The sequence below is a fragment of the Burkholderia sp. R-40 genome (genome assembly GCF_049942845.1).
Taxonomy (GTDB): Bacteria; Pseudomonadota; Gammaproteobacteria; order Burkholderiales; family Burkholderiaceae; genus Burkholderia; species Burkholderia ambifaria.
The window spans coordinates 694,235-715,861 of the sequence record NZ_CP187969.1 but is presented as its reverse complement, the minus strand read 5'-3'; the positions used below and the strand labels follow the sequence as shown (position 1 = coordinate 715,861).

General features: G+C 62.9%; 21 protein-coding genes and 3 pseudogenes. 10 read left to right on the top strand and 14 right to left on the bottom strand.

Going from position 1 to position 21,627, the window contains the following annotated elements:
* Positions 1-211 precede the first annotated feature (211 nt).
* Positions 212-747, bottom strand: a pseudogene (locus ACP26O_RS32025) (GH32 C-terminal domain-containing protein).
* On the opposite strand from ACP26O_RS32025, the pseudogene ACP26O_RS32020 reads away from it, so the two are divergent.
* A pseudogene (locus ACP26O_RS32020) lies at positions 652-1,136 on the top strand (transposase); the annotation flags it as partial. The pseudogenes ACP26O_RS32025 and ACP26O_RS32020 overlap by 96 nt on opposite strands.
* 54 nt (positions 1,137-1,190) lie before the next feature.
* Here the strand turns inward: ACP26O_RS32020 and ACP26O_RS32015 are convergent.
* The 4 genes from ACP26O_RS32015 to ACP26O_RS32000 form a co-directional block, all read right to left on the bottom strand.
* Entirely contained in the window at positions 1,191-1,793 is a 603-nt protein-coding gene (locus ACP26O_RS32015; RefSeq protein WP_175666310.1) for a J domain-containing protein, read from the bottom strand.
* Between the two features lie 273 nt (positions 1,794-2,066).
* On the bottom strand, positions 2,067-2,666 hold the full coding sequence (locus ACP26O_RS32010) for a hypothetical protein (protein WP_175666311.1): 600 nt from the start codon (positions 2,664-2,666) through the stop codon (positions 2,067-2,069).
* A 128-nt stretch (positions 2,667-2,794) separates the two neighbouring features.
* The gene (locus tag ACP26O_RS32005) at positions 2,795-3,598 is read right to left on the bottom strand and encodes a hypothetical protein (protein WP_175666312.1); all 804 of its coding nucleotides are present in this window, start codon (positions 3,596-3,598) and stop codon (positions 2,795-2,797) included.
* Positions 3,599-3,691: 93 nt separating this feature from the next.
* A complete protein-coding gene (locus tag ACP26O_RS32000; protein ID WP_175666313.1) occupies positions 3,692-4,558 on the bottom strand; it encodes an NmrA family NAD(P)-binding protein in 867 nt (288 codons plus the stop codon).
* 224 nt (positions 4,559-4,782) lie between these two features.
* Between ACP26O_RS32000 and ACP26O_RS31995 the strand changes: the two genes are divergently transcribed.
* Entirely contained in the window at positions 4,783-5,715 is a 933-nt protein-coding gene (locus ACP26O_RS31995; protein ID WP_175666314.1) for a LysR family transcriptional regulator, read from the top strand.
* A gap of 29 nt (positions 5,716-5,744) precedes the next feature.
* On the opposite strand, the gene ACP26O_RS31990 is transcribed toward ACP26O_RS31995, so the two are convergent.
* Entirely contained in the window at positions 5,745-6,131 is a 387-nt protein-coding gene (locus ACP26O_RS31990; RefSeq protein ID WP_175666315.1) for an MAPEG family protein, read from the bottom strand.
* 78 nt (positions 6,132-6,209) lie between these two features.
* Positions 6,210-7,169 (bottom strand): GlxA family transcriptional regulator, encoded by a 960-nt coding sequence (locus tag ACP26O_RS31985; protein WP_175666316.1) that lies wholly within the window; start codon positions 7,167-7,169, stop codon positions 6,210-6,212.
* Positions 7,170-7,264: 95 nt separating this feature from the next.
* On the opposite strand from ACP26O_RS31985, the gene ACP26O_RS31980 reads away from it, so the two are divergent.
* Positions 7,265-7,558 carry a hypothetical protein gene (locus ACP26O_RS31980; RefSeq protein WP_175666317.1) on the top strand — a complete coding sequence of 98 codons (294 nt, stop codon included), beginning with the start codon at positions 7,265-7,267 and terminating at the stop codon, positions 7,556-7,558.
* A 192-nt stretch (positions 7,559-7,750) separates the two neighbouring features.
* Here the strand turns inward: ACP26O_RS31980 and ACP26O_RS31975 are convergent, their stop codons facing one another.
* On the bottom strand, positions 7,751-8,386 hold the full coding sequence (locus ACP26O_RS31975; RefSeq protein WP_165754289.1) for a TetR/AcrR family transcriptional regulator: 636 nt from the start codon (positions 8,384-8,386) through the stop codon (positions 7,751-7,753).
* 139 nt (positions 8,387-8,525) lie between these two features.
* Here ACP26O_RS31975 and ACP26O_RS31970 point away from each other — a divergent pair, with 139 nt between their 5' ends.
* The 4 genes from ACP26O_RS31970 to ACP26O_RS31955 all read left to right on the top strand — a co-directional run bounded on the left by ACP26O_RS31970 (position 8,526) and on the right by ACP26O_RS31955 (position 12,662).
* A complete protein-coding gene (locus tag ACP26O_RS31970) occupies positions 8,526-9,419 on the top strand; it encodes an NAD(P)/FAD-dependent oxidoreductase (RefSeq protein ID WP_175666318.1) in 894 nt (297 codons plus the stop codon).
* 96 nt (positions 9,420-9,515) lie between these two features.
* Positions 9,516-10,379, top strand: coding sequence for a class I SAM-dependent methyltransferase (locus ACP26O_RS31965; protein WP_175666319.1), 864 nt, complete (start codon positions 9,516-9,518; stop codon positions 10,377-10,379).
* 1,112 nt (positions 10,380-11,491) lie between these two features.
* Positions 11,492-11,995, top strand: coding sequence for a hypothetical protein (locus ACP26O_RS31960; RefSeq protein ID WP_175666320.1), 504 nt, complete (start codon positions 11,492-11,494; stop codon positions 11,993-11,995).
* A 184-nt stretch (positions 11,996-12,179) separates the two neighbouring features.
* Positions 12,180-12,662 (top strand): hypothetical protein, encoded by a 483-nt coding sequence (locus ACP26O_RS31955; RefSeq protein WP_244099083.1) that lies wholly within the window; start codon positions 12,180-12,182, stop codon positions 12,660-12,662.
* Between the two features lie 217 nt (positions 12,663-12,879).
* Here the strand turns inward: ACP26O_RS31955 and abaF are convergent, their stop codons facing one another.
* Positions 12,880-14,259, bottom strand: coding sequence for a fosfomycin efflux MFS transporter AbaF (abaF, locus tag ACP26O_RS31950; protein WP_279607357.1), 1,380 nt, complete (start codon positions 14,257-14,259; stop codon positions 12,880-12,882).
* A gap of 588 nt (positions 14,260-14,847) precedes the next feature.
* Between abaF and ACP26O_RS31945 the strand changes: the two genes are divergently transcribed.
* Entirely contained in the window at positions 14,848-15,789 is a 942-nt protein-coding gene (locus ACP26O_RS31945) for a dihydrodipicolinate synthase family protein (RefSeq protein ID WP_012372215.1), read from the top strand.
* A 110-nt stretch (positions 15,790-15,899) separates the two neighbouring features.
* Here the strand turns inward: ACP26O_RS31945 and ACP26O_RS31940 are convergent, their stop codons facing one another.
* From ACP26O_RS31940 to ACP26O_RS31930, 3 genes are all read right to left on the bottom strand, one after another.
* Positions 15,900-16,049, bottom strand: coding sequence for a hypothetical protein (locus ACP26O_RS31940; protein WP_244099084.1), 150 nt, complete (start codon positions 16,047-16,049; stop codon positions 15,900-15,902).
* 29 nt (positions 16,050-16,078) lie between these two features.
* A complete protein-coding gene (locus ACP26O_RS31935; protein ID WP_175666419.1) occupies positions 16,079-16,333 on the bottom strand; it encodes a hypothetical protein in 255 nt (84 codons plus the stop codon).
* A gap of 256 nt (positions 16,334-16,589) precedes the next feature.
* On the bottom strand, positions 16,590-17,300 hold the full coding sequence (locus ACP26O_RS31930; RefSeq protein ID WP_175666321.1) for a TetR/AcrR family transcriptional regulator: 711 nt from the start codon (positions 17,298-17,300) through the stop codon (positions 16,590-16,592).
* Positions 17,301-17,364: 64 nt separating this feature from the next.
* On the opposite strand from ACP26O_RS31930, the pseudogene ACP26O_RS31925 reads away from it, so the two are divergent.
* Positions 17,365-17,658, top strand: a pseudogene (locus ACP26O_RS31925) (squalene--hopene cyclase); the annotation flags it as partial.
* 95 nt (positions 17,659-17,753) lie between these two features.
* A complete protein-coding gene (gene shc, locus ACP26O_RS31920) occupies positions 17,754-19,406 on the top strand; it encodes a squalene--hopene cyclase (protein WP_426356412.1) in 1,653 nt (550 codons plus the stop codon).
* Between the two features lie 18 nt (positions 19,407-19,424).
* On the opposite strand, the gene ampC is transcribed toward shc, so the two are convergent.
* Both ampC and ACP26O_RS31910 read right to left on the bottom strand, forming a co-directional pair.
* Positions 19,425-20,594 carry a class C beta-lactamase gene (gene ampC, locus ACP26O_RS31915; RefSeq protein WP_175666322.1) on the bottom strand — a complete coding sequence of 390 codons (1,170 nt, stop codon included), beginning with the start codon at positions 20,592-20,594 and terminating at the stop codon, positions 19,425-19,427.
* Positions 20,595-20,779: 185 nt separating this feature from the next.
* Positions 20,780-21,592, bottom strand: a complete 813-nt coding sequence (locus tag ACP26O_RS31910) for an alpha/beta fold hydrolase (protein WP_175666323.1) — start codon at positions 21,590-21,592, stop codon at positions 20,780-20,782.
* Between the last annotated feature and the right edge of the window lie 35 nt (positions 21,593-21,627).

Here is a 21,627-nt window from a genome sequence, read left to right as displayed (position 1 = left end):
CCGATGGGATTGGCCCTACAGCCGGCATCCGTGGAACTACATACATAGTTCAAAGTCGCGCGCCGTTCGGCGTGACGGACCATCCTGCATGCCTTGACGGCAGCGATACACTTGGCGTTCTCAACGCGGCACGTCCGGGAGAACCAGGCAAGTCCTTGCTGTAGATGCGATGCGTTCTGGCGGAGCCCAGCTTTCGAGCCAACGCATGGCACTATTGCTTTGCACGTGGATCAGCGAGACGGGTAATCGTCATATCGCTGAACGTCGCCTCGCCGTTGTCGGCGAAGACCGAAACGCGATTGTCGTCGGGTGCCGGAAAGATGAGGTCGGTGATGACGGTACGGCCGTCGCCCGTAAACATTTCCACTGAATTCCGGTCGATCAGTACGGTAAGGCGCAACTTCCCGTTCTCCACGGCATATTGACAATGTGCTGCTTGCTGAACGCGTTCGAGAATCGGATGTTGCCGGACCTAGATCGGTCGAGCGTGAGGGTCCGGCTAGCGGTGTCGTAGAAGATCCAGGTGCCGACATCACCATTCGCCGTGCCTCGCACAATAAGGCCGGCCCGCTGGGCCGAATCGTAGATGGATTTATCAGATGTGTAGTGGTCGAATGAATTCGGACACTGATTTTGGCGAGACTGGTCGCCATGAAGCGGTGTCTGACGAGCAAGCACCGACGTCCGTTTTCCCCGGAGTTCAAACAGCAAGCAGCCAGTCTGGTGCTCGACCAGGGCTATAGCCATATGGAGGCAAGCCGCTCGGTCGATGTCGGCGAGACGGTGCTGTGTCACTGGGTGCAGCAACTTCAGATGGAGCGTCGGGGCGTCGTGCCGCAGGGCAAGGCAATCACGCCGGTCAACGGCGCATTCAGGAACTCGAGGCGCGTATCGAACGCCTCGAGCGTGAGAAGGCCATTTTAAAAAAGCTGCCGCGCTCTTGATGTCGGAAGGCACCGAACGTGCGAAGCAATTGATCAGATCGGCGCAAGCGAATCGGTCGAACTGATCTGCACGGTATTCGACTATAGCGATCCTGCCAGTATGCATACCGGGAGCATGCCCAGCGCGTTGACGCCGAGCGCATGGCACCGCGTGGCCGGGTACACGAGCTGTTTATCGAGAACCGAAGCTCTTGGCGCCGATCGCGGTCGAGTTCTGCGTTCGCAGAACTGGTCACACACCAAGGCTCACCGGCGCAGCCCGAACACGCCGTGCCAGAGAGCGCTGAAAAAGTCCGTATGCGCGTGTTCGCCACTCCTTCGCGCGTCGCTCTTTGACGCCGGCGCCGATGCCGCCTGTGTCGCCCTCTCGTCGCATTGCGGCATCTGCTCATCACGCTCCCCGTCCTGCGACCCGCCCGGCTGGCGCGACGCATGCAGCTCGACCACGCTGCCGGCAATGCGCTCGGCGAGTTGAACATCGCAATCACGGCCGAGCAGAACACCGAACACGACGTCGCGGTTGTGCCCTTGCTCGGCGAAGCGCATCGCCCATGCCACGAACCGCGCATATTCCGCTTCGCGCTCCGCGTTCAAGCGCTCCTCTTCTTCGCGAAGCCGTGCGTGACGGAGCATTTCCTCTGCGTAAGTGGTGTCATAGACGCGGCGCAGCTCCGGGTCCGAGAGAATCGCGTATGCCTCCTTGATCTCCTGAAATCGCGCATGCGCGTCCGCTTCGCACCCGACGTTGCGGTCGGGATGCGCTTTCATCGCCGCCTTTCGGTAGCCTCGCTTGATTTCCTCGTTGGTCGCGTTCTCGCACACACCGAGCAATTCATACATCGTCGTCATTGTGCGTCGGGATGAAAGTCGGATCGCGTTGATCGTAGCATGTCGCCGCTGCGCCAATCCGTCGGGTTAAGAATTCACCGGGTTCTGACACTCTGAGTGGAGGTCAGGAACGCTTTGGCAGATGACGGAATCTGAATCATTCTCATCGGAACGGCCGTTTGCCGACTGGAGCGGTCGCTCGAGTGTCCGAATGTGCATGCAGGCGAACGGCGCCTCATTTCAAGAAAAAGTAAACAGTTTTTGAATGAACTGACAGCGAAGTCCCCCATCGATTCATGGCATTGACGTTCGCTTAAGCAGAATGGCTTGATCCGACTCGACCAACGTTGCGAAACATCTGAGAGGCACCGAAATTAGATGCCTTGGGACAACAATCCGCTCGCATGTCCAATCCTCTGCAAGGACCTTTGGTAGTCCATCGTCGACCTTTCTGTCGATATCGCTTTCAAGCTCCCGTCCTGCCGCGACAACAAAGGTGTTCGAGATGCGTCTGGCGACGTTTGCCGTCTCCATAAGAAACTGCCGCAACTCGTCGAGATCAAAATTGCGCGGCAAAGGAAGGGAGACGACGAACTGTGCCCTCACACCATTTTCTTCAATACCGATGCTGCTTCGAGCGCCGCCGGCTCCGATAGATTGATCACCGTATATGAAAAGCAGTTCGTCATTTCCTGCACCGGCTGCCAATAGGGACTCGCCTTCAGGCCACGGTTCACATTGCGCAACGCCGGTCTTGTAGTTGTTCCGACATATCTCGTGAAGGTTGTCAAAGAACGGGGCGTAGGACTTTGCGAGATCGAAAACCATCCCGAGGCGTTCAGCCGGTGAGATCGCCTTCTCAAGCACGGTGACAATATTCAGATGTTCAGCCATGGTATGCCCCTTCGGACAACGACCATTTAGTTGGAACAAGGGCTGTCGCGATCGCTTACCCAAACACGTCAACGAACTACCGCTCAGCATTCAGCCCCCGACGACGCCCTCCCTCCCGTCGACATCACTCAGGGCTTCCCTTCCCCTTCCCTGGCCCCTCTAGCCGCAACCATGCGACTTTGCACAGCAACGAGTTGATCATCCGTAGTCGCCACCAGCCACAGACGTGCCTGCTCCTCGATCCGGCGGTTGTGGTCTTTCAACGGGCCCATCGTGGCAGCGGCCTTCCAGACCACCGGGCCGATACGGCTTTTCCTGCCCGATGGCGCGCCGACCAGCAGACAGTAAGGTCCCAGCGGAAGCGACACGAACGGAAGTGCCGGACTCGCGGATACGCGCCAGTCAATGAAGGGCGTGTCGCCGATAAGCAGTGGCTGGGGCAAGCCGTAGAGCACACTAAAATCGTACAGTCCAAGTTGCTCGCGCATGCCGACATAAACGCGCCGGATGTCGTCGACAACCGCCGCGCGGATCTCGTCGTCGAACATGGGTTCCTGCGCGTATCGGGCAAATGCATTGCGAGCCTCTCCTTGATACGCACTGAACAGGCCAATCTCCACGCAGTCCTGCACTGCGCGCTGCACCTCCGCTACAGAACCGGCTTCTTCCGGCTTACCCAACTGCGCAGCCCGCAAAAACCGGGCAAGTCCGGCCTCCTGAATTGCGGGCCCCTCCACAGACGCATCGTCGTCAGCGCCGTTGCCAAGCGGCACATAGATATATTTTTCCGCTGCGAAATGCGACTTCTTGCCTTCATCAAACTTGATTTCGCAGTCGACGCAGTCCAGATAGCGAGTCCCGATTCGGCCGTGCTCCCAAACCCAATTTTTCAGGAACGGACGTAGCGGATGCAGTCTGTCGTGATCAGTCATGGAACCCTCCAGGTTGCCCCAGTATAGTTCCAAGTTGCCGATTGGCCCGTGCACGACATGGCGGTCGATCAATCCGACGGATCGAGGCGCCGGTCAGACTGCACGCGACACTAGCTCGCGCAGAACCGTCTCCAGTTCGACGCGGCCACGCAAGATTTCGTCAGGATTACTTTCGAAATCGATCCAGCCTTCATTGAAGCCGTCCAGCATGCGCATCCTGGGTAGAGGATGCTTCATGCCCTGCCCGCGGAACAGCGCTTCCCACGTCTGTCTCTCGACAACTTCCGCGCGTACCTGCGCACCCAGCACGCGAGCGAAGGCCAATGCGAGATCATTGGGACTCACCCGGCGCGGGCCCTCGAGCTCGACCACGCGCACACCGCGCCACGTCTGCTGGAGCAGTTCGGCCGCAACGCGGCCTACGTCCGCGGTAGCGACCATCGGCACGGGCTTGTCGAGAGGCTGCAGGTAACTGGCAATGACGCCATCGTCGCGCGCGGACGCGACATCCCATGCAGCGTTTTCCATGAACCAGCCAGGCCGCAGGAACGTCACCGGCATCGGCATCTCGCGCAGTGCCTGCTCCATCAGCGTGCGTTGAGTAAGCAGATTGATCTCGTCGGCCTGTGCGCCGATCGTCGACAGGCAAACGACTTTTTCTGGCCGCGCCTTCAGAAGCGCTGCGGACACAGCCTCGATCACCTTCCGCGCTTCGGGAAACCCGGGTGCCGGATCGAACTCCGAAGGCGGCAGGATGAAAACGCCGGTGGCGCCCTCGAACGCGGCGGCGAGCGACGAAGCGTCCTCCATGAACGCCGTCGCGATCTCGCAACCTCGGTCTGCCCATGATCCTGCCCGCGTCGCATCGCGCACGACCGCGCGCACCGGCTGACCCGTGGCCAGCAGCTCGCGGGCCAGTGCGCCGCCGACCTGGCCGGTGATTCCTGTTATTGCATACATTGCTCGTTCTCCATATGTGGATACATCGGGTGTCTCGGTGACACGCATTCTGGACAAACACCGATCGAAACAAAATGACATGGATGGCATCAGATCAGTGACAACGAGTCATCAATGCGGCATGATCCACGGAGTTATCCTGCGCTGCTGCACGGCGCAGTTTTGGCGCGTTGGCCTTCGGGTTGGTCGGTCGCGATTCACCACCCGCATTCAGTCGAGCAATCATGAGATCCAGTAGCGAGAAGCTGTCCGGCAGCATCAGCGTGTTCGCCGCCGTGGTGGATATGGGGACGTTCGCGGCCGCATCGGAAGTCATCGGAATGACGCCGCCGGGCGTCAGTCGCGCGATTGCGCGGCTGGAAAAAAAGCTGAACATCCGGCTCTTCAACCGAACGACGCGCTCCGTCTCGCTGACTGAAGAGGGCCGCCGCTTTTACGAGCAGGTCATGCCCCATCTCGCCGGGCTGGAGGAAGCAGCCGCGGCCGCGGCAGGTAGCGCCTCCGCTGTGCGTGGAAAGCTGAGAGTCAATCTGGATCCTGTCGTCTACCGGACCATTCTTGGGCCGCAACTCGATGCGTTCATGGACGCGAACCCCGAACTCGAAATCGAGCTCATCGCGCGAGACAGTCTTGGCGACCTCGTCATGGACGGCTTCGACATCGCCGTGCGATTCGGCGAGCCCCGAGCCTCTACGCTGATCGCGAGAAAGTTGCTCGATACCGGCATTGTTACGGTCGCATCGCCCGCGTATATCGCTCGCCGGGGGCGGCCGGCAAAACCCGAGGACCTTGAAAGCCGAAGCCACCGATGCATTGAATTTCGCAACCCGGAGACAGGCAAGCCGTTCGCGTGGGAATTCCATCGCCGGCGAAAGCGCATTGTGGTCGACACCCGGGGACGCCTCACGGTCAACGATCCGGGCGCCCTGCTCAACGCATGCCTCGCCGGTTCCGGAATCGCGCAGATGTTGCTGCTCGGTGCCGAGCCACTGATCGCGAACGGCCAATTGATCAATCTGTTTCCCGAATGGGCAGACGAGCGATTTCCGCTATACGCGTACTACCCGTCCCGGCATCACCTGCCGGCAAAGACGCGGGCGTTTCTTGACTTCGTTGTTGAGCTGATGGGCAAGAACGCGCGCGTCGGCGCGCGCTAAGCACACGCGATCTCGTCGTCAGTCGCATCTCAAAGCAGCAGCGACACACATAGCGCCATACCGGTCAGGTAGGTGCCCAGTGCGCCGACAAACCTCAAAGGGTTGAACCTTGCCATCGTCGGCCACGCGATCAGTCCGACGACGAGCAAGCAGCGGCACACGGTTGCCGCGACCATCAGCGACACTGTCGCCGTCGAAGGCGATCGCGCGCCAAGATAGAGAAACAGCAACGCGAGGAACGGCGCGTATTCGGCCGTGTTGGCATGAGCCCGGACGAGCTTGTGCAGCAGGTTCGCGGGGTCCGGCTTGCAGCCCGACGCGATGCCTTCACGGAAACGCATCGCCGAGATGGACAATCCGAGGCCGAACAGGAGCAGCCCTAGAACCACCACGCATGCGAGAGCAACGTTGTTCATTTGAGCGCACCTCCTTGGCAGAGCATCAACGAACGCCGGTTTGGTGGGGTAAAGCTGCACCGATCTTTAGCCAAACCATCAGCGCAGATCGGCACGAAGGTCGCGCACGCCGCGCCCCGTCCTCTGGCGCAGGAGCGCACCCAACGTCGCCCCGTCGATATAGCCTACCTGGGCGGCCACGGCTTCCAGGTCCATGCCGCCATGGAGAAGCGCTTGGGCGTGCTCCACGCGCAAGTCCTGAAAATAGGACAGCGGTGATTTTCCCAGTATCGCTTGGCATCGCCGCTGCAATGAGCGCGTGCTGGTCCCTACCGCGGAAGCGGCATCCGGCAGGGAGAATCCGTCTTTCAGATGATCCCTTGCCCAGCGCTCGAAACGCAGGACGAGGGGATCGGCCTGCGCCAGATGGTTCGGGATAATGTATTGCGCCTGCGACGAACGCAGGTCGGCGAGCAGGTATCGCGAGACCACCACGGCCAACTCCGGACTCGCCTTGCGAATCAGCCAAAGCGCAAGGTCGAGATGCCCCATCGCCGCGCCGGCTGTTACGCCGATATCGGTCGGCACCAGCATTCGCGACTCTTCGAGCTGCACCTTGGGGAAGCGTTGCCGGAACAGCGGCGCAAGCCACCAGGTCGTCGTCGCCTCGCGATCATCGAGAAGACCGGTTTCGGCCAACACGAACGCCCCGATACACGAAGTGGCGAGCTTGGCTCCCTGCTCATGCCACCTCCGGAGCTCCACAACGGCCTGCTTTACGTCAGCCCGCTCGAGCGCCGGAATCAGAAGCTCCGGTGTCGAAGTCGCCAAGGCAGGAAGAATCACCCAGTCCGGCATCAATGCCGGCGTTATGGGCTGCACGGGAATAAGGAGCCCGCCATTGGTCCGCACCTTCTTGCGCACCCCCACGACGCTTATTTCAAACGGAAGTTGCCGGCCTTCACGGGCCGCGAAACTGTTCGCCATCCTGAGCGCATCGAGCATCGCCGTGTACCCGGTGTCAAACACTCCATCGAGAGCGATCAGCGTGATTCGCATGGCGTAAACGACCCCAAAGTTGGCATTTACGACTGTACCTTCTTTCGAGTGCGGGGGCTAGACTCTGCCTCGTCGATTCACCAAGGAGACGACAGATGAAAGTTTTTGCAATCGGAAAGGGCGTGAAACCCATCACGGACGACGTTCGGCAACAGATCATGCCGAAGGAAGTCCCGCACACACTTAAGCTCTACCTCGAAGGCAAGATCGAGCAGTTTTACTTTATCGACGAACATCCGGGCGTGGTCTTCCTGATGAGCGTCGAATCTGTCGATGAAGCCAGGGCGATTGTGGGTGCAATGCCTCTCGCGGCTGGCGGCTTCCTCGACTTCGAGTTCCTGCGGGTCGGCCCGCTCAAACCCCTCGGTATGCTGCTTCAGGGTAAATAAGCTAATAGCGCCGTCAATGATGCTGCAAGTTGTTGACGGCGCACCGGATGCTTTGAAGCGACAGGAAGCGCGCTGACTATGAAGCCGACAACAGAGTGAGGCCGGTTTCTAGGCACCGCCGCCTCCAGCGACTTTAAGTTGGTCAACAAAAGCTAGAGCAACCGGCGCCCAAGACATACCGCGCGCCTTTAGCTAGATGCCACCGTGCGCGGCGATGAACATGGCAACGGCCGACCGGCAATAGGATTCGATTTCGTTGTCGTCCGCTGCTCTCGCCTGATCGAAGCGTGCAACCATCAGAAGATCGGATCCTTTGAAAAGCGCGGCAAACAAGCGGGCGGACCGGAGGGGATCGGGCACGTTCAGAAGCGCCTTCGCATGCAATTGACGCAACAGGGCCTCAATTTGGGCGATGACATGGGCGGGGCCAGCTTCGTAATGGAGCTTGCTTAACGAGTTTTGATTCGTCTTATCGGCCATGACCATGGCTTCGACACTGCGAACATCTGATCTCAACAGCGTGCGCAGCAGTGATGATCCCACCGCCATGAGCTGATCTTCGACCGAACCGTCGACGCCTTCAAGAAGGGCCTGTGGTGCAAACAGCTGATGGCAGCCGGCCGCGATTGCCGCGCTGAACAGCGCCTCCTTGTTCTCGAAGTGCCGATAGATGCTGAGCTTGGATATCTTCGCCCGCTGGGCGACCTTGTCCAGCGTCGTCGCTTGAAAACCCAATTCCACAAATAGTTCGCCCGCGGCGTCGACGATCGTTTGGGCAAGCGCCTCATTGGCGGGCCGGCCACGCCGGGCCTGTTTATTTTCGGTCACGATAATTCCGGTACTTGACAGTATCTCAATAATATAATTACGATACCACGCAGTACCTGAAATATGCAAGCCAATGGGTGGCGTCCTCCGAATAGGTTTCCCCCCAGCCCCCTCCATCCACAACACGGAGCCCATCACCATGAATGACGTCATCATCATCGGCGGCAGCTTTGCCGGCCTCGCCGCCGCCCTGCAGCTCGGCCGTGCCCGCCGCAACGTCACCGTTCTTGACACCGGCCGTCCGCGCAACCGCTTTGCCGGCCACTCGCATGGCCTGCTCGGCCACGATCACAAGCCGCCGCTGGACATCCTGCTCGAGGCGCGGCAGCAGCTGGCGCGCTATCCAACGATCAGGATGGTCAATGCCCGGGCGGAGAGCGTGTCTGGCGCCATCGACGATTTCTGCATCGTCACTGACGACAACGAAAGCCTGAAGGCGCGCCGTCTGATCCTGAGCTATGGCGTCGCCGACCAGATGCCTGATGTTCCGGGCTTTGCCGAAAGCTGGGGCACGTCCATCGTGCCCTGCCCCTATTGCGACGGCTTTGAAGTCGCCGGCCAGCATTGGGGCCTCGTTTGGTCCGGCCCGCAGTCGCACCAGTCTGTCAGGCTGTTCCACGATTGGACCGACAAGTTGACTGTCTTCTCCGATGGTCACGACATGCCACCCGATATCCAGGCCGATCTGGCGCGCCGCAAGATACCTGTCGTCGATGGCCGGATCGTCGAGATCGCCCATCACGAGGGCCATATCGTCACCGTCAATCTCGATACCGGTCGCAACGTGGCGGTCGACATCCTGTTCGCCCATCCGCGCAACAAGCCGTCCGCAAATCTGCATGAATCGCTGAGCCTCGCCACGGTGGATACGCCCACCGGCATCGTTCTCAAGGTTGACGAGCGCCGCCAAACCAGCATGCCCGGCATCTACGCCGCTGGCGACCTCGCCACGCCCTTCTTGCCATCGGTTACCCAGGCATCCTCGCAGGGCGCGATGGCGGGCATCTTCGCCCAGCAGTCGATGCTGGTTTGAGAGCACGGATTCCCTTCTCTTGTTGCGTCGCCGCCTTCGAAAAGGTTGGCGTAGATCGATGCGGCGAAGGGTGGATCGTCGAGCCAAGGAGATGACATGGCAAAGCAACGTGCGGATCAGGTGGGTGACTGGAATGGTCAAAGCGGGGAGCGCTGGGTCGCCAACCAGGCCCGGCTCGACGCTCTGGTGGCGGTGTTCGGCCAGGCCGCGATCGAAGCCGCCGCGCCCGTCACGGGCGAACGCGTGCTGGACGTCGGCTGCGGCGCGGGCGCGTCGAGTCTGGCACTGGCCGCCCGCGTCGGCCCGGGGGGCCAAGTGCTGGGCGTGGACATATCCGAACCGCTGATCGGCCGAGCGCGCGCACTTGCGCCACAGGATACGCCGGCCCTGTTCCAGGTGGCCGACGCCAGCAGCGCCGAGCTGCCCGAGGGCGCGTTCGACATCTTGTTCTCGCGTTTCGGGGTGATGTTCTTCGACGATCCGACAGCGGCGTTCGCCCATATGCGACGCGCGCTGCGGCCGGGCGGGCGGGTCGCCTTCGTCTGCTGGCGCGGTGCGGCTGAGAACGATTGGATGCGCCTGCCGGTGGGCGCGCTCAAGGGCATCCTCCCGCCGAGTGCGCTGCCCGATCCCGAAGCGCCCGGCCCATTTTCGTTCGGCGACCGGGAGCGCGTGGCACGCATCCTGACGACGGCCGGCTTGACGGATATCGCTATCTCGCCCTTCGACGCTGCCGTCCGATTCGGCGAGGGCGAAACGCGGAACGCGGCGATCGACGACGCGGCGAAGATGACACTCGAGGTCGGCCCACTGTCGCGTGCGCTCGCTGATCAGCCCGACGACATCCGCGCCCGCGCCTCGGCCGCGGTTCGTGCCGCCTTCGCGGGCCTCCCCGGCGAGCGGTCAGTGATGATCGACGGCGCGGCGTGGATCGTCATGGCACGCAATCCGGCAAGCTGACAGGGATTAACAAGGGAGACGCCCTGCTCGGTGGGGCTGCGCGTCTTTGGCCGCTCAGATTGATGTCCCTTCTGGCCGATGAACATGAGCACGCAACCCACAGCAGCACCTGCAACCGTCACTCCAATGATGCAGCAGTACCTGCACCTTATCTGACGAGGCTCGGCGCGCAAACCTACGCCACGACCTACGCTTACCCTTTCGAGAATCGGCCGTTACCGAGGCTGTGTGAAAACGCGAAACTAGCCGGTTTTCGGGTGTCGCTTTACCCTTCCCGAACCGCCGCCAAGCCTATACAGCGCGATCTGAAGGGGCGAATTCCTGGAGCAACGCGGCCAGCCTGCGTTTTCACACAGCCTCGACCCGACGCCGTCTTCCGACGCGTCTTGCGAGACAATGGCACCTCTGCGACTGCATCGTCGGCATAGCGCATATTACGTGCAATTCAAACGCGAACTTATTCGCAGCTTCGATAATTGTGAAAATATACGCCTTGTCGTTCTTTTATTAATAATAAGTGAATGCCGATCTGCAGTGCTGCAAATCTTTAAAGTATAGATCGGGTTGCACGTGAGTTATGCGCCAAGATGGAGCGCGAAACTTCGCCAAGCAAAAAAGAAATTTCTAGCTCACTGCCTTTCTTTTTCTATACTTTCTAATCGTTGATTGGAAACGCCAATTAAATTCCGAAGCGAATATTATTAATATGAAGCGAGATTTTCGCCACGGCTTTGACGCGTCTGCTGACTATTGCGGAACAAAGCAAGGCGAGAGCCAGGCGGGGCGAGCATCCTTTTCGCGTGGTCAACGATCAGTCAGGTCGCGGTAAGGTGCGCTACAAAGATCTGACGATGAGCACTGCGTGGCTGTTGATCTGTTAAGAGGGAGGTCCGGTCCTGAGTGCGTAAAGCGAGTCAGGAAAGAGACCAATTCGGCTCATTTTCGTGAAAACATTCTCGGCGCGTATTTTATATCAAGATATTTGATTGCGGGATTTGTCGAAACACTCACCGACAAAAAGGTGATTGATCGGTGCTTCCTTAATCTGATGAAAGGAGAAAAAAGGCAATTAGCAAGCCGGTTATTTATCAATAGCTTCTTGGAGAACAAGCATGAAGAATCTAGCTTTGATTGCATTGACAGCGGTGCTGGTCGCTCCCGCGGCATGGGCCGAAACCAATGCCGCCGATGGGCCCAGTGGAGCACATTTTGCAACTGCCGCGCCGGTATGCACCGTAGATCAATCCACTCTGGATGTCAGTTGTACCGGGGCTACCATCGGGGGGATCGGCCACACGAATGCGACAGCGAACCTGTCGGCGACTTATTCGGGCACCGTGCAGTGCACAAACCATGGCGGTCAGGTCGTTGATGTGAAGACGCAGGTCACGGATGCTGCTTCGGCGGGAAAGCTGATCGCGTCCAAGAACGGGCAAATCGTCGTGCCGCCGCTCGGCGTGGTGGCGCCGACGGCCCAGCAGTTACTTGCCAATGCCAGCTGCCCCAACGGGAACTGGACCAAGCAGCTTACCGCGGGCCCGGCCCTCGCGAATTTCGTCTATACGATCACCTTCGCGGGCTTCAGCGGGCCTTATTTCAGCCTCGTGGGTCCTTGATTGACGTGGCACAGGCTTCGGCACATTCCACTGAACGGGAAGACCCCGGCATTAGCGAGAACGCCCTAAGCCATAGGGATGGGCGTGCCAGCATCCGCTGGCACGTCTGCAATCGGTGACGGCTGGTACCGTCATTTCATACGGTGCCACGCCCACTTTTTCATGAATCATCGGATGCTTGGTCATGCAACACGATGTTCACCTTGGTTGCCGCGCGTGGCATGTCCCACATGCAGCGCGCTATTTTTTGCACGCTCGGTCGATGCTGCTGTTTAGTCTGCTGGTCACCGGATGCAGCGGAGGGGATTCCGCTCCACCATCGACGGCAGCTCCGCAGCAAGCTTCGTCGGGATTGGCCCCATTGGCGGCGCAAGGCACGCCGCCAGGAGGGGAAAAATCGGCACCGTTGGGAGTGGTGGACGAACCTCCCGTGCCGTCGACAGGCTCTGCCAAGATGGTGCAACTCAGTGCGCTACCGCATCTGTCATCGCTGTCCGACCGTGAGAGAGCGGGGTTGCTCATGCTGCTGCCATCCAAGTCGGCATCGCAACGGCTGGCCTTGATTAACATGTATCCCAGCCTGGTCAAGCTCCCGGAGCAGCAAAAGGAACTGTTGCTGGACAGACTAGAAAAAATCGTCCCGGTCACGGTAAGTGAGCGTCAATGACCGCTTCCTTCCGACGAAGCTTTGGTGCTTTCGTAAGCGACCGAAATTCGATGTGAAGCGGCCGTCTGAGTGTCTGAGCAAATCGATGGCGGGTTGAATCCGCAACCGAACGCCGCCATTCCTCCCCAACGCTCCCGAGAACCCCGCGATACCAAACAAAAAAGCCACCCTTCCGGGTGGCTTCCCATCAGCGATCACGCCGGCGATCACCACCGCGTCACAGATGCGTACGCCGGCTCGCCTCCGCATCCACATCGCGCAGCGACTTGCCGCGCGTTTCCTTCGCGACGCCCACGCACACGATCGAGATCACGGCCGCGGCGACCAGGTACAGCGCGATCGGCGTCGACGAGTGATAGCGCTCGAGCAGCGACAGCCCGATCAGCGGTGCGAGCGAGCCGGCCATCAGCGGCGCAACCTGGTAGCACAGCGACAGCGCGGTATAGCGCACGTTGGTCGGGAACATCTCGGTCATCAGCGCCGAGTACGGCGAGTACGTCATCGATTCGATGAACAGGCCAAGCACGATCGCGGCCATGATGATCCAGTCGTTGCCGGTATCCATCATCGGGAACGCGACGAAGCCCCAGCCGGCGGTCAGCACCGCGCCCGTCAGGTACACGGGCTTGCGGCCGACGAAGTCCGATAGCAGCCCCATCAGCGGAATGAAGAAGAAGTGGATCGCGTTCGCCGCGAACATCAGCTTCAGGATCCGCGTGGTGTCGGCCCCGACCACCAGCTTCAGGTAGGTCAGCGAAAACGTGACGACCATGTAGTACAGGATGTTCTCGGCGAACCGCGCGCCGATACCGATCAGCACCTGCCGCCAGTGATACTTCAGCACGTGCACCACGCCAAGCTGCTTTTCCTGCTTCTGCGCGCGGCGCGCCTGCGCTTCCTTGAAGATCGGCGCATCGTCGACCTTGCGACGAATCCAGAAGCCGATCAGCACGACCACCGCCGAGAACCAGAACGCCGCGCGCCAGCCCCACGACAGGAAGTCGGCCTCGGACAGCGAACTCGACAGCACCAGCAGGATGATGGTCGCGACGAGGTTGCCGGCCGGCACGCCGGCTTGCGGCCAGCTGGCCCAGTAGCCGCGGCGGTTGTCGGGGGCGTGTTCACTGACCAGCAGGATCGCGCCGCCCCACTCGCCGCCAAACGCGAAGCCCTGGATCAGCCGCAGCGACACCAGCAGCACCGGCGCCCAATAGCCGATCGCATCGAAGGTCGGCAGGCAGCCCATCAGGAAGGTCGTGATGCCGACCACGATCAGGCTGACCTGCAGCAGGTACTTGCGGCCGAACTTGTCACCGTAGTAGCCGAACACCAGCCCGCCGATCGGGCGCGCGGCGAACCCCACCGCATACAGCGCGAACGCGGCGAGCAGGCCGTCGATCGGGTTGCCCGTCTTCTTGAAGAAGTGCGTGCCGAATACCAGCGCCGACGCCGTTCCATACAGGAAGAACTCGTACCACTCCGCCACCGACCCCACCATCGACGCCGCGACGACCCGCTTCAATTCCCGTTTCGACGCCGTGTCCTGCACGGCTGCTGCACTACCGGGCGAGACTGCCTCGCCGACCTGACTTGTCATCTCCGTATCTCCTCTCGTTGTCTTCCATTTCCCGTGACGGGGCGGCTCGTGAGTAAGCGCGCCGAAAGATTTTATACAATATCCAATACACAATCCACGCAATCTCAAAAATGCTTTCCGCAGAAATGCGACAAGTCGGCGGGGGTACGCCGACCGGGATGGAAGCCTGCGAGACGGATGTTTTTGGTCCGGGGAAAGTGCGGCGGGGATAAGCTTGCGGGGCGCCAGTCGGGCTGCCAAGCCATCAGGCGGAGCCGGAACGCGGCGTCGACCAGCTTTGTCGAGTGCGGCCGCCCTCCCCGCCGAAGGCCGCCGCGACGCGGTTCTCAACTTCCCCGACACCTCGAAACGACGCCCCGCGTCACGCCCTTTTTATTTTATATTGTATAAAATATGCGGACTGGCTAGAATGCACTCGTCGATGGCTGACTCTCGGTCGAAACCGGAGGCAACGTTTCGGCACCGAGGCAAACAAGAGGCGGCCAGCCGCCGTCCGGGTGACGTGAAGCACCGACGAGACGGCGAGCGCGCGTACGGCCCAGGTTGTCAGCACTGGCAATTGACCCTATCTGAATGTGAGGAAACGAGATGAGCGACAACATTTTTACCGGCACCATTCCGGCCTTGATGACTCCGTGCACCGCTGATCGTCAGCCGGATTTCGACGCGCTGGTAAAGAAGGGCAAGGAGCTGGTGGCACTCGGCATGCGCGCGGTGGTGTACTGCGGCTCGATGGGCGACTGGCCGCTGCTGACCGAAGCGCAGCGCCAGGAAGGCGTCGCGCGTCTGGTCGAAGCCGGCGTGCCGACGATCGTCGGCACCGGCGCGGTGAACTCGAAGGAAGCCGTGTCGCACGCCGCGCATGCGGCGAAGGTCGGCGCGCACGGCCTGATGGTGATCCCGCGCGTGCTGTCGCGCGGCGCGTCGCCGGCCGCACAGAAGGCCCATTTCGCCGCGATCCTGAACGCAGCGCCGAACCTGCCGGCCGTGATCTACAACAGCCCGTACTACGGCTTCGCGACCCGCGCCGACCTGTTCTTCGAACTGCGTCGTCAGCACCCGAACCTGATCGGCTTCAAGGAATTCGGCGGCGCGGCCGACATGCGCTATGCAGCCGAAAACATCACGTCGCAGGACGACAGCGTGACGCTGATGGCCGGCGTCGACACGCAGGTGTTCCACGGCTTCGTGAATTGCGGCGCGGCAGGCGCGATCACCGGCATCGGCAATGCGCTGCCGCGCGAAGTGCTGCAACTGGTCGACCTGTGCAAGAAGGCCGCGCAAGGCGATGCCGTGGCGCGCGTGCGTGCGAAGGAACTGGAAGCGGCGCTGGCCGTGCTGTCGTCGTTCGACGAAGGCTGCGACCTCGTGCTGTTCTACAAGCATCTGATGGTGCTGAACGGCGACAAGGAATACACGCTGCACTTCAACGAAACCGATGCACTGAGCGACGCGCAACGCAACTACGCGGAAGCGCAATACACGCTGTTCCGCAACTGGTACGCAAACTGGTCGAAGACCATCGCGTAAGCCGTGCGATACGCGGCCGTGACACGGCCGCCTGCATGAGAAAGGCAAAAGCCACGGAGCGATCCGTGGCTTTTCCTTTATCCGCGCACACGCGACAAGCGTCTGCCGAATCAATCTCGCTGCACGGCCGCCCCGCTCGCGCGCTGGTGTTCCGTGATCTCCGTTCTGCAAAGGCCGATCGCATACAACGCACCGGCCGCGGCGAGCGCCGGCATCGCAATCAGGCTGAACACATCGCCGAAGCGCCAGCCGAGCCCCATCACGACATGCGCTGCGCGCGCCCGCACAGTCAGGGATTCACCGTCCCCCGCCGCGACTCGATCGCGTCGATCTTCGCGAGCAACACATTGCCGAGTTTCATCACGTGGCGCGGCATGCCGGGAATCGCGAGCAGCACCTCGATCCGTGCGCGCCAGTAACCTGGACGACTCACGCGCATCGCGTACGGCATCGCCGCCGCGCCGGTATCCGCATCGCTTTCGAGCAGCGCGACCATTCTCTCGATATGAGACAGCTCGCGCTCCACGTAGTCTCTTGTCAGCATGTGATTGACACTCCCCCGCAACACCGCAGCCGGCCTGGCGTCGTCGGCGTGTCGCCGCTTGGGCTTTTCGCTCGACACGTCGTCGTTTCCCGTCACGGTACGCGCGTCGTGTGTCAGGAAATCGCCGGCACGCGCGAGGGTTCTCTTCAAATCGTCGGATCTATGTCGCGCTGCGCAGCCCGTGCCGCGTCCATGGCGACGACGAGCGTCAGATGGAATCGCCAAGCTCGTCGGGAAGTTGAGCGACTGAACGCGTTCAGCCGCGCCTGCCGCGCGCGCTCGTACGCTTGTCCGTGCCCACCGGCGGCTCGCCCGCGCTCATGCGGTCCAGCTGCCGGACGATCTCCGCGCGCAGCTCGGCCGAAATCTCCACGCTGTCGAGCAGCTCCGAGATCCACAGCCCGTCGGCGGCCAGCCGGCAGATCATCAGCGTTGCCGCCTGCTCGAGCGGCACCGGGTCCGGCCGCGTCCACTCGCGCATCGGCACCGACCAGCGCGCGCGCGTCTCCTGCTCGGTGATCATCGATGCGACCAGCACGCGCAGCACGTCGGTGCTCGCGGCCGGCTGCGCGGTGTCGAGCACCGCATGCAGATACGCACGCGCCGCCGCGCCGTCGCCGTGCGGGTCGGCCGCCCGGCGCGCGGCCATCTGCGTCGCGAAGCGTTCGGTCGCCTGCCCGAACAGCGCATCGAGCAGGCCCTGCTTGTTCGCGAAGTGATACTGCAGCGCGCCTTTGGTCACGCCCGCGCGCTCGGCGACCGCATCGAGCGTCAGCGCGGCCACGCCCTGACCGGTCGCGATGTCCGACGCGGCTTCCAGCAGTTGCGCGCGCACCTGCTCCGGGGCCTTTTTCCGCCGCACGCCGGCAGCGGGCGCAGGCGCGGGCGCGCGCCGTGCGTCGGCCGGTCCGGCCGTGTCGACAGGCGCGGCGGTATCGCGCGAAGCGGGTTCGAGGCGTTTTTTCATGGAGGCGATGTTAGCACCCGCGGTCTCGGTATAAACATTCCGGCCGGATGGTATTATCCGCCGCATGAACAAATCCGCCCCCTCCCCCTGGTCCGCGCTCGACACCGCGATCGCCCGTGGACGCGACGCGCTGATGCGCCTTCAGCAGCCTGACGGCAGCTGGTGTTTCGAACTCGAATCCGACGCGACGATCACCGCGGAATACATCCTGATGATGCATTTCATGGACAAGATCGACGACGCGCGCCAGGAGAAGATGGCGCGCTACCTGCGCGCGACCCAGCGGCTCGACACGCACGGCGGGTGGGACCTGTACGTCGACGGCGACCCGGACGTGTCGTGCAGCGTGAAGGCGTACTTCGCGCTGAAGGTGGTCGGCGACAACGAGAAGCGCCGACACATGCAGCGCGCGCGACGCGATCCACACGATGGGCGGCGCCGAGACGCTCGAACGTGTTCACGCGCATCCTGCTCGCGACGTTCGGCCAGGTGCCGTGGCGCGCGACGCCGTTCATGCCGATCGAATTCGTGCTGTTTCCGAAGTGGGTGCCGATCTCGATGTACAAGGTCGCGTACTGGGCCCGCACGACGATGGTGCCGCTGCTCGTGCTGTGCTCGCTGAAAGCGCGTGCGCGCAATCCGCGCAACATCGCGATCCCCGAGCTGTTCGTCACGCCGCCCGACGAGGAACGCCAGTACTTCCCGCCCGCGCGCGGGATGCGCCGCGCATTCCTCGCGCTCGACCGCGTGGTGCGCCATGTCGAACCGCTGCTGCCGAAACGCCTGCGGCAGCGCGCGATCCGGCATGCGCAAGCATGGTGCGCGGAGCGCATGAACGGCGAGGACGGCCTCGGCGGGATCTTTCCGCCGATCGTGTACAGCTACCAGATGATGGACGTGCTCGGCTACCCGGACGATCATCCGCTGCGCCGCGACTGCGAGAACGCGCTGGAGAAGCTGCTGGTCACGCGGCCCGACGGCAGCATGTACTGCCAGCCGTGCCTGTCGCCTGTATGGGACACCGCGTGGAGCACGATGGCGCTCGAGCAGGCGCGCGCCGTGGCCGTGCCGGACACCGGCGCGCCCGCGAGCGCACCGTACGAACTCGACGCACGCATCGCGCGCGCGTACGACTGGCTGGCCGAGCGCCAGGTGAACGACCTGCGCGGCGACTGGATCGAGAACGCGCCCGCCGACACGCAACCGGGCGGCTGGGCGTTCCAGTACGCGAACCCGTACTACCCCGACATCGACGACACTGCGGTCGTCACCGCGATGCTCGACCGCCGCGGCCGCACGCATCGCAACGCGGACGGCTCGCATCCGTATGCGGCGCGCGTCGCGCGCGCGCTCGACTGGATGCGCGGGCTGCAATCGCGCAACGGCGGCTTCGCGGCGTTCGACGCCGACTGCGACCGCCTGTACCTGAACGCGATTCCGTTCGCCGATCACGGCGCGCTGCTCGATCCGCCGACCGAGGACGTGTCGGGCCGCGTGCTGCTGTGCTTCGGCGTCACGAAGCGCGCGGAGGACCGCGCGTCGCTCGCGCGCGCGATCGACTACGTGAAGCGCACGCAGCAGCCTGACGGCAGCTGGTGGGGCCGCTGGGGCACGAACTACCTGTACGGCACGTGGAGCGTGCTGGCCGGGCTCGCGCTCGCGGGCGAGGACCCGTCGCAGCCGTACATCGCCCGCGCGCTCGCGTGGCTGCGCGCACGTCAGCACGCGGACGGCGGCTGGGGCGAGACGAACGACAGCTACATCGACCCGGCGCTCGCCGGCACCAATGCCGGTGAAAGCACGTCGAACTGCACCGCGTGGGCGCTGCTCGCCCTGATGGCGTCCGGCGACGGCGAACAACCGGAATCCGTCACGCGCGGCATCGAGTACCTGAATCGCGTGCAGAAGGACGACGGGCTTCTGGTGGCACCAGACGCGCTCACGGCGCCGGGCTTTCCGCGCATCTTCTACCTGAAGTATCACGGCTACACCGCGTACTTCCCGCTGTGGGCGCTCGCGCGTTATCGGCGCCTGGCCGGCGGCGCGTCGTCGGCCGGCGCGCACGCCGTGCCCGCGTCCACGGCGGCGGACGCCGCGCTCGCCTGAGCGCGGGCACGACGCAGGTTAAGGCTTGCCGTTCAGCGACTCGACGATCCGGTACGCGGCCTTCACGCGATCCTCGATCGGAAAATTGCGGTTCGCGAGCATCACGATCGCGATCCGCTTCGCGGGGACGAACGCGACATAGGTGCTGAAGCCGTTGGTCGAGCCGGTCTTGTTGATCCACGTGTCCGGGCGCGGCGCGAGCGGCGGCTTGAGTTCGGTCGCGAGCGTCGCGTCGTGGAGCATCGCCGGCCCGTTGCCTTCGAGCAGCGTCGGCAGCGCGACCGGATACGGATACTGTTCCCAGATCAGGTCCTGCGTGAACGGCCCCGCGCGGAAATAGCCGGTGTGCGTGCGCTCGAGCGCACGCTGCAGACGCGGCGCCGTGCCGACCAGCCCCATGTTCGCCTGCACGAAGCGCAACAGGTCGGCCGCCGTGGTCCGGACGCCGTACGCCGGCTGCCACAGCATGCCGCTCGTCATCCGGATCGGCTTGCCGTCCCGCCTATAGCCCTGCGCATAGTCGCCCTGGCGCGCGGCGGGCACGTTGATGTAGGTATGCGTCATCCCGAGCGCGGGGAACAACCGCTGTTCCATCAACGCCGCGAAGTCGCGGTTCATCGCCTTCGCGGTGAGTTGCCCAAGCATCCCGATCGCGACGTTCGAGTACGTGCGGCGCGTGCCCGGCGCGTACGCGGGCCGCCACGCATCGAGATAGCGCATCAGGTCCGCGTCGTCGCGGATGCTGTCGGGCACCTGCAGCGGCATCCCGCCCGGCGTGTGCGTGCCGAGTTCGAGCAGCGTCACACCACCGAACGGCTTGCCCTGCAGCGCGGGCAGGTACTTGGCCGCCGGATCCGACAGCGACAGCTCGCCGCCCTCCTGCGCGTCGGACGCGAGCGTCGCGGTCAACGTCTTGCTGACGGAGCCGATCTCGAACAGCGTGTCGCCAGTCACCGGCTTGCCGGTTTGCGTCGACATCACGCCATAGTCGAACACGTAGGGCTTGCCGTCGGCGACGATGCCGATCGCCATGCCGGGAATGGCGAACTGCTTCATCAGCGGCGCGACGTTGCGGGTCACGGTGTCGTGAATCTCGTCGGGCGTGGCGGCGGCCGCGCGGCCGGCCGTGACGGCGGCGCACGCGGCGACGAACAGGGTCGCGGCGATGCGTATCGCGTTGAATCGCATGGTTGCGGTTCCTTCGATTTTCTGATGGTTGTGTGGACAACAGGTCCGGCCGCGCCGCGCGGAGACTGTGGGAGCCGGCCGGTCGAAGCAGGACTATCCGCCACCGGCCGCCATCCAACAATCGACGATATTTTGCGCGAGCCTAAAGAAAATCTTATGCAACGCATGCACCGGCCATGCCGATGTCAGTCCGGTAAGCGGTCGAGAAAGGCCAGCATCGCGGCGTTGAAACGCGCCGGCCGCTGCAGTGGCGCGAAGTGGCTCACGCCGGGCAGGATCGTCAGTGTCGCGCCCGGAATCGTGCGCGCGAGATAGGCCGCATGCTCGGCGCGGATGAACTCGTCGTGCTCGCCCTGCACGATCGCGACCGGCACCGCGATCGCAGCGAGGTCGGCCGCGCTGTAATCCGGTTGCGTGCGCATCATTTCGCTGACGGCGGCGACGAACGCATCGAACTGGTCGGGCGTCGCGGACAGTCGCGCGTAGTCCTTGCGGTGCCGCGCGAAGCAGCGGTCGATCAGCGGGCTCGGCACCATCTCCTTCGTGCCGCCCGGATCCATGTTGCACGCGAAGAAGAACACGCCCGCCGCGCGCTGCGGCGCGCGGGCAGCCAGCACGAGCGACACGCACGCGCCGTCGCTCCAGCCGACGAAGCGCGCGCGCCCGATGTGCAGCGCATCGAGTACCGCGAGCACGTCCGAGGCCATGCGTTCGTACGAATAGGGGCGCTCGTCGCGCGTGCTGCGGCCGTGGCCGCGGCTGTCGATCACGATCGCGCGGTAGCCGGCCGCGAGCAGCGCCGGCACCTGGTTGCCCCAGTTGCCGCCGTGGCCGAGGCCGCCGTGCAGCAGCACGACCGGCGGGCCGTGGCCGAACGACGCGTGCCAGATGCGCGCGCCGTCGTGATCAAGCCAACCTTCGGCATCGGCCGCGGGCAGCGGCGTGCCGCCTTGCGCGTCGAAGCGGACGAGGTCGTCGTCGGCGAATTCCGCAGTCATCGTTCTGCCGTCCTTTCGAGGGAGACGAGCTTGCG